Genomic DNA, 9,605 nt, shown 5'->3' with positions numbered 1-9,605 from the left:
GGCCGCCCCGGCGAGCGCGGCCGCCCCGGCGAGCCCAGGTGGCGAGGGCGTCGCTCCGCCGGAGCTCCCGGCGGCCGCGCCGCCCGCCGCCTTCTTCGAGGAGCCCGCCCTCGCGGCACCGGAGGGCTGGCCCTTCTCGGACGACTTCTCGCGAACGTCGGGCACGAGCCGGTACGACGACGGCGCACTCCTGTGGACGGACTGGCTGTTCGACGACGTCGGGGACGGCTCGCTCACGTACGCGGACGACGCCGCGCACGCCAACGGTGCGGACGTGTTCCGCGCCGGTATCGGCGTCCGCGGCGACCGCTCTTACTGGCGTGTGGACTGGACGACGCTCGCCGACCCCGGGCTTCCGCTCGCTGTCTGGGCGCTCGACACCGACGCGGACCCGGGCACCGGAACGTCCGTGTGGCCGGGTGCGGCGGGTGTCACGTCGCCGGGCAGCGACGCCTTCCTCATCGTCTCCGCCGACGGCGTCTGGCTCGAGGATGCGGCCGGCAGCCGTCGCGACCTCACCGCGCGCGGCGGACGGGTGCACGTCGACGAGCAGACGAAGTCGTTCATCGCGGAGGTGCCGCGCTCGGCGCTGCGCGTGAACGGCGTCTTCACCGTGCGGCTGGCGGCGGGTGTGGCCGACGCGCAGGGCACCGGCTTCGCCGCGGCACCCGAACGGGACGACATGCGCGTGTACAACGCCGCCTTCCGCACCGCGACGCAGGAGGGAACGAGAGCCACCGGCCCCCAGCGGGCCACCGGGTGGAACAACGGCGCGCAGAGCGCGGCGCTGGCCGGGGGCGACATGTCGGCCTTCGCGCTCGAGCTGGACTGGCGCGAGCTCGCCCGCGGCAGGGTCGATCCGCACCCGTCGCCGACGGGCTTCTCCACGCGCTGGTACGTGTCGTCGGTCGATCTCGGTCCGGGCCTGCACCCCGACACGCGCCAGCCGTCGGGGCAGCCGCCCACGACCGCGCCGCGCGTGTACGGGCAGGTGCAGCCGTACCTGGTCTACGTGCCGACGACCTACGACCCGGAGATCCCGGCTCCGCTCACGATCCTGCTGCACGGCGGCGGCAACAACCACAACGGGTTCCGCGGCGCGCGGGAGGACCACCTGTTCGGTCCGGTCTGCGAGGAGCGCGGCTCGATCTGCCTCTCGCCGCTCGGCCGCGGCGACGGCACGTGGTACGTGAACGAAGCCGAGCTCGACGTGTGGGAGGCATGGAACCGCGTGGCCGCCGTGTACGCCCTGGACGGCACCCGCACGACGATCGCCGGGCACTCGATGGGCGGCGTCGGCGCCACGCGCTTCGCGACGAACCATCCCGACGTCTTCGCGGGGGTCGGAATCGTCTCCGGCGCCGGCTACCGCAACGCCGCCGGCATCCGCGACGCCGCCGACGACCGCGACCGCGTCGAGAATCTCGCCGCGATGAGCGTGTTCCTGGATGCCGGCACGGCCGACATCGCCGAGGGCAATACGCGCACGTGGGCAGGCGCGTTGGAGGCAGCCGGCGTGAAGTACCGCGCGCACTACTACGCCGGTGCGACGCACGGGCACTTCGGATGGCTGGGGTGGCGCGAGTATGCCGCGCACGTCGGCGACGCGCGGCTCGAGACGGCTCCCGGCGCGATCGCGTTCCGCTGGGATCCGCGTGAGAACCGTGCCGACCTCGGCATCGTGATCGACAGCGCCTACTGGCTCGACGGACTGGTGGCACGGGATGCCGCGGCCCGGTGGAGTCGCGTAGGGGCTCGCTCGGGTGCCCTGGACACGGTCGTGACCGAGCCGGTTGCGACGGCCGCGAGCGCGGTCTACGACGGTTACCAGACGGAGATCCGCGTCCTCGAGCGCCGGCCGGTGGGCACCGTACCGGCCGCCGACGAGCTCGATCTCGAGCTCGTGAACGTCGCGGCGGCGGATGTCGACCTGGTGGCCGCGGGGCTCGCCGGCCGCGAACAGGTGCGTCTGCGCGTGACCACGGACGGGCCGACGACGGTGCGCCTGCACGGTGACGGCGCGGTGCAGCGCGTGGAGCTGGAGGCCGGCACCCACGACATCCTGCTCGGGTGACATCCCGGCGCCCGGTCCCCGCGTGCAGCGGGGGCCGGGCGTCGTCGCGTCCGGAGATCCACGTGGCCCCACCGCGAACCGGACGCGGGCCAGACGCGGGCCGCCGCGGTGCACTGTGTCTCAGCGGTTCCATCGCCGGCACAGTTCGTGCAATTAGCATGTAGCAACCGGCACCCCCCTCAAGAGGAGCTCCGTGGGACTACTTGACAGCTTCGAGAAAGGTCTGGAGCGCGCTGTGAACAGCGCGTTCGCCAAGACCTTCCGCAGCGGCATCCAGCCTGTCGAGATCGCCTCCGCCCTGCGCAGCGAACTCGACAAGAAGGCCGCCGTCGTCAGCCGCGACCGCATCCTCGCGCCGAACACCTTCACCGTGCTGCTCGCCCCCGCCGACGACGAACGGGTCTCGGCCCTGGGCGACGCGCTCGTGCAGGAGCTCGACACGCTGGTCCACAAGCACGCGAAGGCCCAGGGCTACTCGTTCGCCGGACCCGTCTCGATCTCGCTGCGACGCGACGACCAGCTCTCGACCGGCACGCTGCGCGTGGAGTCCTCGACAGCGCAGGGCGGCCGGGTGGCCTGGCGCGGCGTCGTGGACGTCGAGGGCCGGCGCATCCCGCTGACGAAGTCGCGCACCGTGATCGGCCGTGGGAGCGACGCCGACATCACGGTGGCCGACTCGGGCACGAGCCGCAAGCACGTCGAGATCCTGTGGGACGGCGAGCGCGCGATGGTCCGCGACCTGGGATCCACGAACGGCACGATGCTCGACGGCCGGAAGGTGGGCGAGGCCGCCCTGCCGCCCGACTCGACCGTGCGCATCGGCCGCACCGACATCGTGTTCCGGGTCGTCGCGCAGGCGTCCGCCCCCCGGCCCCCGGCATCCGTCGACGACGCGACGCGCGCGTTCGACGCCTACGACCCGCGCGACAGGGGGCCGCTGGCATGAGCGAGCTCACCCTCCTGCTGCTGCGCATCGGGTTCCTGGTGCTGCTGTGGGCTTTCGTCTTCGCCGTCGTGTATTCGCTGCGCGCCGATCTGTTCGGCGTGAAGGTGAGGCGGATGCCGGATGCCGCAGCCGCCGCAGCAGTCGCGCCCGCGGCATCCGCTGCCCCCTCTTCGGCGACGGCACCCGTCTCGTCCGCCCCGGCGGCGCCCGCCCCACGGCCGGGGGGCCCCGCGACCACCGCGACCGCCTCGCGCATCGTCATCACGAGCGGACCCAAGACCGGCCTCGAGCTGCCCCTGGGCAATGAGCCGCTCACGATCGGCCGCTCCAGCGAATCCGGGCTCGTCGTCCGCGACGACTACACCTCCAGCCACCACGCGCGTCTCGTGCTGTGGGGCGACCAGTGGATGATCCAGGATCTCGACTCGACGAACGGCACGTGGCACGACGGCGCCCGCGTGACGGCTCCCGTCCCTGTGAACCTCGGCGCCCCGATCAAGGTCGGCGCGACGACGTTCGAGCTGCGGAAGTAGCGGGCGGACCCCTCCCACATGGTCTTCCAGGGCTCGAGCGCCGCGATCTCGCACACCGGCAAGGTGCGCTCCAACAACCAGGATTCCGGCTACGCCGGCTCGAACCTGTTCGTCGTCGCCGACGGCATGGGCGGCCACGCGGGCGGCGACGTCGCGTCGAGCCTGGCGATCTCGCGCCTGGAGAGCCTCGACCGTCCCTACGACTCCACCGCCGAAGCCGAGAAGGCGCTGCAGGACGCGATCTCCGACGCGGCGGTCGACCTCGTCGACACCGTGGGCGCCCGGCCCGAGCTCGCCGGCATGGGCACGACGGTCAGCGCGCTCATCATGGTCGACGACTACGCCGTCATCGCCCACATCGGCGACTCGCGCATCTACCTCTACCGCGACGGCGCGCTCACCCAGATCACGACCGACCACACGTTCGTGCAGCGCCTGGTCGACTCGGGCCGCATCACGCCGGAGGAGGCCCGGTACCACCCGCGCCGGTCCGTGCTCATGCGCGTGCTCGGCGACATGGACACCGATCCCGAGCTCGACACGTTCATCATGCCGACGCAGCCGGGCGATCGCTGGCTGCTCTGCTCGGACGGCCTGTCGGGCGTGGTGGACGACCCCCACACCGCGAAGGCGCTGGGACTCGGCCTCGCGCCCGGGCGCACCGCCGACAACCTGCTCAAGCAGGCGCTCGACGGCGGCGCCCCCGACAACGTCACGATCGTCATCGTCGACGTCGGCGGGCAGCATCCGCTCTTCAGCGGCACCCCCACGATCGTCGGCTCGGCATCCAACCCCGTCGGCGTCGAGGTGCCCGCCGCCGCGCCCCGGCGCTCCAGCTGGCTGCACCCCAACCGCCAGGCGGCGAACGAGCCCACGCACTTCGAGCCCGCACCGGAGTTCCTCGAGGAGCTCATCGAGGAGGACCGCCGCCGGGCCAGGCGCCGGCGCATCGGCTGGATCGCCGGCCTCGCACTCGTCCTGCTGCTGCTGGCCGGTGCGGCCTGGATCGGCTACCAGTGGACGCAGACGCGCTACTTCGTCGGCGCCGACGAGGACACGGTCGTCATCTACCAGGGTGTGCAGCAGAACCTCGGGCCGATCAGCATGTCGACCCCGTACGAAGACACCGAGATCCCGCTCGATTCGCTGTCGCAGTTCGCTCGTGCGACGGTGGAGGGGACGATCTCGGCGAACTCGCTGTCGCACGCGCGGCAGATCGTCTCGGGCATCAGCGATCTGGCGGGAGGAAGCGGATGAGCGCGCCCACGCCCACCGAAGCGGTGTCGACCGACACCGCGGTCGTCCGCGCGCTGCGGCGCATCCGCGTGCCGCAGACACAGCGCAACCGCGAGCTCGCCCTGCTGCTGTTCGCGTTCGCGATCAACGCCTCCGCCGTCGCGCTGGTGCAGCTCGGAGCCCTCGACGCCATCGACTGGACCTTCCTGGTGTACTGCGGCGGGCTCACCGCGCTCGTGATCGCGCTGCACATCCTGCTGCGCCTGCGCGCCCGCGACGCCGATCCGTTCGTCGTGCCCATCGCGACGCTCCTCACCGGGCTCGGGCTCGCGATGATCTACCGCCTCGACATCGCCGAGGACCTACACGGCTGGGACGCCTTCTCGACCCGACAGCTCGCGTGGGCGGCGATCGCGCTCGTGGCCACCGTGCTCGTGGTGATGTTCCTCAAGAACTACCGCGTGCTTTTCCGGTACACCTACATCTTCGGCCTGGCGGGCATCGTGCTGCTGATCCTGCCGGTGATCCCGGGGCTCGGAACGGATGCCAATGCCGACGTCTGGGTGAGGCTCGGGTTCTTCTCGTTCCAGCCGGGCGAGCTCGCCAAGATCGCACTCGGCATCTTCTTCGCCGGCTACCTGGTGCGCACGCGCGAGAGCCTCACCTCGACCGGAACGCGATTCCTCGGACTCACGTGGCCACGCGCCCGCGAGCTGGGCCCGCTGCTGGTGATCTGGCTGGCCTCGCTCGGCATCATCGTGATGCAGCGCGACCTCGGAACGGGGCTGCTGATCTTCGGCATGTTCGTCGCGATGCTCTACGTCGCGACCGGCAAGACCAGCTGGGTGCTCATCGGCGTCGTGCTCGCGGCGGCGGGCGCGTTCGTGGCATCCCGCTTCCTGCCCTACGTCGGCAACCGGTTCACGATCTGGCTCGACGCCTTCAACCCCGACCTCATGGACGGCGCGAGCTTCCAGCTGGTCACGGGCATCTTCGGGATGGCCAACGGCGGACTGCTCGGCACCGGTCTCGGGCAGGGCCGCCCCGACCTCACCCCGGTAGCGGAGAGCGACTACATCCTCCCCGCGATCGGCGAGGAGCTCGGGCTCATCGGCGTCTTCGCGATCCTGTGCCTCTACATGGTGTTCACCAGCCGCGGCATCCGCATCGGGCTGGCGGGGCAGGACGACTTCGGCAAGCTCCTGGCCACCGGCCTGTCGTTCACGATCGCGCTGCAGGTGTTCATCATGGTCGGAGGCGTGACGCGCCTGATCCCGCTCACGGGCCTCACCACGCCGTTCCTCGCCGCCGGCGGCTCGTCGCTCGTGGCGAACTGGATCATCGTGGCGCTGCTGCTGCGCATCTCGGACGCCGTCCGCAGCCGCCCCCGGGTGGTGATCGGCTGATGCTCCCGGTCGTTGAGCGAGCGAAGCGAGACGAAACGAGCTTGCGAGCGCGCATCCCCCGAAGGGGGCGATCATGACGAAAGAGCACACGTTGAAGAGCGGGAGCTTGCGAGCGCGCATCGCCCGAAGGGGGCGATCATGACCAACGAACACACGTTGAAGAGCGGGAGCTTGCGAGCGCGAATCGCCCGAAGGGGGCGATCATGACCAAAGAGCTCCGCCGGCTCAGCGTCCTGATGCTGATCATGTTCCTCGCGCTGTTCGGATCGGCCAGCTGGATCCAGGTGATCCAGGCCGACGAGCTGGCCGCCAACCCGGCCAACCGGCGATCGCTGTACGACTCGTACGAGGTGCAGCGCGGATCGATCATCGCCAGCGGCTCGGCGATCGCTTCGTCGGTCGCGTCGGGCGACGTCTACAGCTGGCAGCGGGTGTACACGGATGCCACGATGTGGGCGCCCGTGACCGGTTACTTCAATCCCGTGCTCGACTCGCTCACGGGCATCGAGCGCGCGATGAACCAGGATCTCAGCGGCACGGCCGGATCGCAGTTCTTCGCGCGGGTGGAGCGCATCTTCACCGGCCAGCCGCCCCGCGGATCGAACGTGGTGCTCTCGCTCGACGCCGACGTGCAGCGCGCGGCCTTCGAGGCGCTCGGCGACCTGCAGGGCGGCATCATGGCGATCGAGCCGTCGACCGGCCGGGTGCTCGCGCTCGTCACGAGCCCCAGCTTCGACACGAACACGCTGGCCTCGCACAACACCGCCGAGGTGAACGCCGCGTACGACGCCCTGGACGCCGACCCCGGCAAGCCGCTGTCGAACCGGGCCATCGCCGGCGACCTCAACCCGCCCGGCTCGACCTTCAAGCTCGTCGTCGCCTCGGCGGCGCTCGCATCCGGGGACTACACGCCCGACTCGGCGCTCCCGAACCCGGCGACCTACCAGCTGCCGCAGTCGAGCAGCGTCGTCCACAACGCCAGCGGCGGGACGTGCGGCAGCGGCGACACGGTGACCCTCGCCGATGCGCTGCGGCTCAGCTGCAACATCCCGTTCGCCGAGCTCGCCGTCGAACTGGGCGACACCGCGATCCGCGAGGAGGCCGAGAAGTACGGCTTCAACCAGTCGTTCGAACTGCCCCTCGTCTCCACCCCCTCGGGATACCCGCGGACGATCCAGGACGACGCGCAAACCGCGCTGAGCGGCTTCGGCCAGGGTCAGGTCACCGCGACGCCGCTGCAGATGGCGATGGTGTCGGCCGGCATCGCGAACGACGGGATCGTCATGAACCCCCGCATGGTCGACCGGGTGATCGGCGCCGACCTGTCGGTGCAGCAGACTTTCGAGGACAGCGAGTTCGGGCGCGCGCTCGATGCGAACCTGGCCGACGAGCTGGTCGCCATGATGGTGGCCAATGTCAGTGACGGTGCTGCGTCGGGTGCAAGAATAGACGGGGTCGACGTGGCCGGTAAGACGGGCACCGCGGAGAACACGGGCGACGAGCCGTACACACTCTGGTTCACCGGGTTCGCGCCCGCCGAGAACCCCGAGGTCGCCGTCGCCGTCGTCGTCGAGGACGGCGGAAGGCAAGGACAATCGGGCAGCGGCAACACCATCGCCGCTCCTATCGCGAAGAAGGTCATGGAGGCGGTGCTGGGACGATGAGACCGACGCAGGGCGTGACCTTCGGCGGCCGATACGAACTCGATTCGCGCATAGCGATCGGCGGCATGGGAGAGGTCTGGGAGGCGACCGATCACGTCATCGGACGTACCGTCGCCATCAAGATCCTCAAAGACGAGTACATGGGCGATCCGGGCTTCCTGGAACGCTTCCGAGCCGAGGCGCGCCACGCGGCTCTCGTGAACCACGAGGGCATCGCGAGCGTGTTCGACTACGGCGAGGAGAACGGCAGCGCGTTCCTCGTGATGGAGCTCGTCCCCGGCGAGGCCTTGTCGACGATCCTCGAGCGCGACGGCTCGCTGTCGACCGACAAGACGCTCGACGTGGTCGCCCAGACGTCCGCCGCACTGCAGGCCGCGCACGCCGCCGGCCTGGTGCACCGCGACATCAAGCCCGGCAACCTGCTGATCACTCCCGACGGCCGCGTGAAGATCACCGACTTCGGCATCGCGCGCATCGCCGACCAGGTGCCGCTCACCGCCACGGGCCAGGTGATGGGCACCGTGCAGTACCTGTCTCCCGAGCAGGCGTCGGGTCACCCCGCGTCGCCGGCGACCGACATCTACTCGCTCGGCATCGTCGCGTACGAGTGCCTCGCGGGCAAGCGGCCCTTCACCGGCGAGTCGCAGGTCGCCATCGCGATGGCGCAGATCAACGAGCAGCCTCCGCCGCTGCCGGCCACCGTCGCCGAGCCGGTGCAGAACCTCGTGATGGCGATGATCGCCAAGAAGCCCGAGGAGCGGCCCGCGTCGGCCGCAGCCGTCGCCCGCGCGGCCTCGGCGCTGCGCCGCGGAGACGTCGCGGCCGCCGCCGCGGCGGTGCCGGCGATCGCCGGCGTCGTGGGCGCCGATGCGGCCACGCAGCTCCTCACTCCCGGCTCCGACACGTCGGCCGCGACGCGCATCATGCCGGCGCCCGGCGAGGAGGACGTCGAGGAGGCGCCCGAGAAGAAGAAGCGCAGCCCGTGGACCTGGCCGCTGATCGCGCTCATCGCACTGCTGCTGCTCGTGCTGATCGGAACCATCTGGGCCGTCGTCGCGAACCAGGGCGGCGATGACACCGACCCCACCCGCACGACGGCCACCTCGACGCCGGACGACACCCCGACGAACACGCCGACTCCCACCACCCCGACGACCGCCAACGTCGTCGAGGGCGACTTCGTCGGACAGGACTGCAACACCGCGTCCGCCGCACTGGACGAGCTGGGGCTCGGCGCACGCTGCGTAGAAGGAAACGCCGCGCCCGACGAGGGCAGCGTCGGGCTGGTCTACGCGGTCAGCCCGACCGGCAACGTGCCCCTGAGCACCATCGTCGATCTGACGATCTACGCCGGTCAGACCCCGATGCCGCAGCCGGGGGCGCCTACGATCGGAGGGACGATTCAGACCGGTCAGGCCGCGACGGTGAGCTGGCCGGGCTACAGCTGCCCGTCCGGGACGGGAAGCGTGAGCGCCTACACGCTCACCGCGGTCAACGGCGTGTTCCAGAGCACCGGCCAGTCCACCGCATCGTTCGGGCCGAACGACCGGCAGGGGAACGTCCAGGTGACCGGCGCAGCCGGCCAGTCCCTGCTCGTCACGTACACCGTCGCGTGCTCGGGCGGCACCGCGGGTGAGCGCGTCTCCGGCACGTCGCCCGAGGCGAACGCCGCCATTCAGCCGGCCCCGACCCCCACCGCCCCGGCGGACGACGACGGCGAGTGAGCCTGCCTGAGTGAGTCCGCAG

The 9,605-nt window shown here is 71.0% G+C and carries 7 protein-coding genes; all 7 read left to right on the top strand.

All coding sequences use genetic code 11. The annotated features are described in order from the left end of the window. On the top strand, window positions 1-2,074 hold a 2,074-nt coding region (locus IM767_RS18190; RefSeq protein ID WP_194398928.1), incomplete at its 5' end, for an alpha/beta hydrolase-fold protein. A gap of 193 nt (window positions 2,075-2,267) precedes the next feature. Further along, on the top strand, window positions 2,268-3,020 hold the full coding sequence (locus tag IM767_RS18185) for an FhaA domain-containing protein (RefSeq protein ID WP_109208746.1): 753 nt from the start codon (window positions 2,268-2,270) through the stop codon (window positions 3,018-3,020). Next, entirely contained in the window at window positions 3,017-3,553 is a 537-nt protein-coding gene (locus tag IM767_RS18180) for an FHA domain-containing protein FhaB/FipA (RefSeq protein ID WP_109208745.1), read from the top strand. Before IM767_RS18185 ends, IM767_RS18180 begins: the two co-directional genes overlap by 4 nt. Before the next feature lie 18 nt (window positions 3,554-3,571). Next, window positions 3,572-4,810 carry a PP2C family protein-serine/threonine phosphatase gene (locus IM767_RS18175; protein ID WP_109208744.1) on the top strand — a complete coding sequence of 413 codons (1,239 nt, stop codon included), beginning with the start codon at window positions 3,572-3,574 and terminating at the stop codon, window positions 4,808-4,810. Continuing rightward, the gene (locus IM767_RS18170; protein ID WP_109208743.1) at window positions 4,807-6,195 is read left to right on the top strand and encodes an FtsW/RodA/SpoVE family cell cycle protein; all 1,389 of its coding nucleotides are present in this window, start codon (window positions 4,807-4,809) and stop codon (window positions 6,193-6,195) included. Before IM767_RS18175 ends, IM767_RS18170 begins: the two co-directional genes overlap by 4 nt. A 203-nt stretch (window positions 6,196-6,398) precedes the next feature. Then, complete coding sequence (locus IM767_RS18165) at window positions 6,399-7,859, top strand: peptidoglycan D,D-transpeptidase FtsI family protein (RefSeq protein WP_109208742.1); 1,461 nt, start codon at window positions 6,399-6,401, stop codon at window positions 7,857-7,859. Next, window positions 7,856-9,583 carry a serine/threonine-protein kinase gene (locus IM767_RS18160; protein WP_109208741.1) on the top strand — a complete coding sequence of 576 codons (1,728 nt, stop codon included), beginning with the start codon at window positions 7,856-7,858 and terminating at the stop codon, window positions 9,581-9,583. The genes IM767_RS18165 and IM767_RS18160 overlap by 4 nt, the downstream gene beginning before the upstream one ends. The last annotated feature ends 22 nt before the right edge of the window (window positions 9,584-9,605 follow it).

This window comes from Microbacterium ureisolvens (assembly GCF_015278315.1).
Taxonomy (GTDB): Bacteria; Actinomycetota; Actinomycetes; order Actinomycetales; family Microbacteriaceae; genus Microbacterium; species Microbacterium ureisolvens.
Note: the sequence above shows the minus strand (reverse complement) of the source record. Positions and strands in the feature narration are given on the sequence as shown.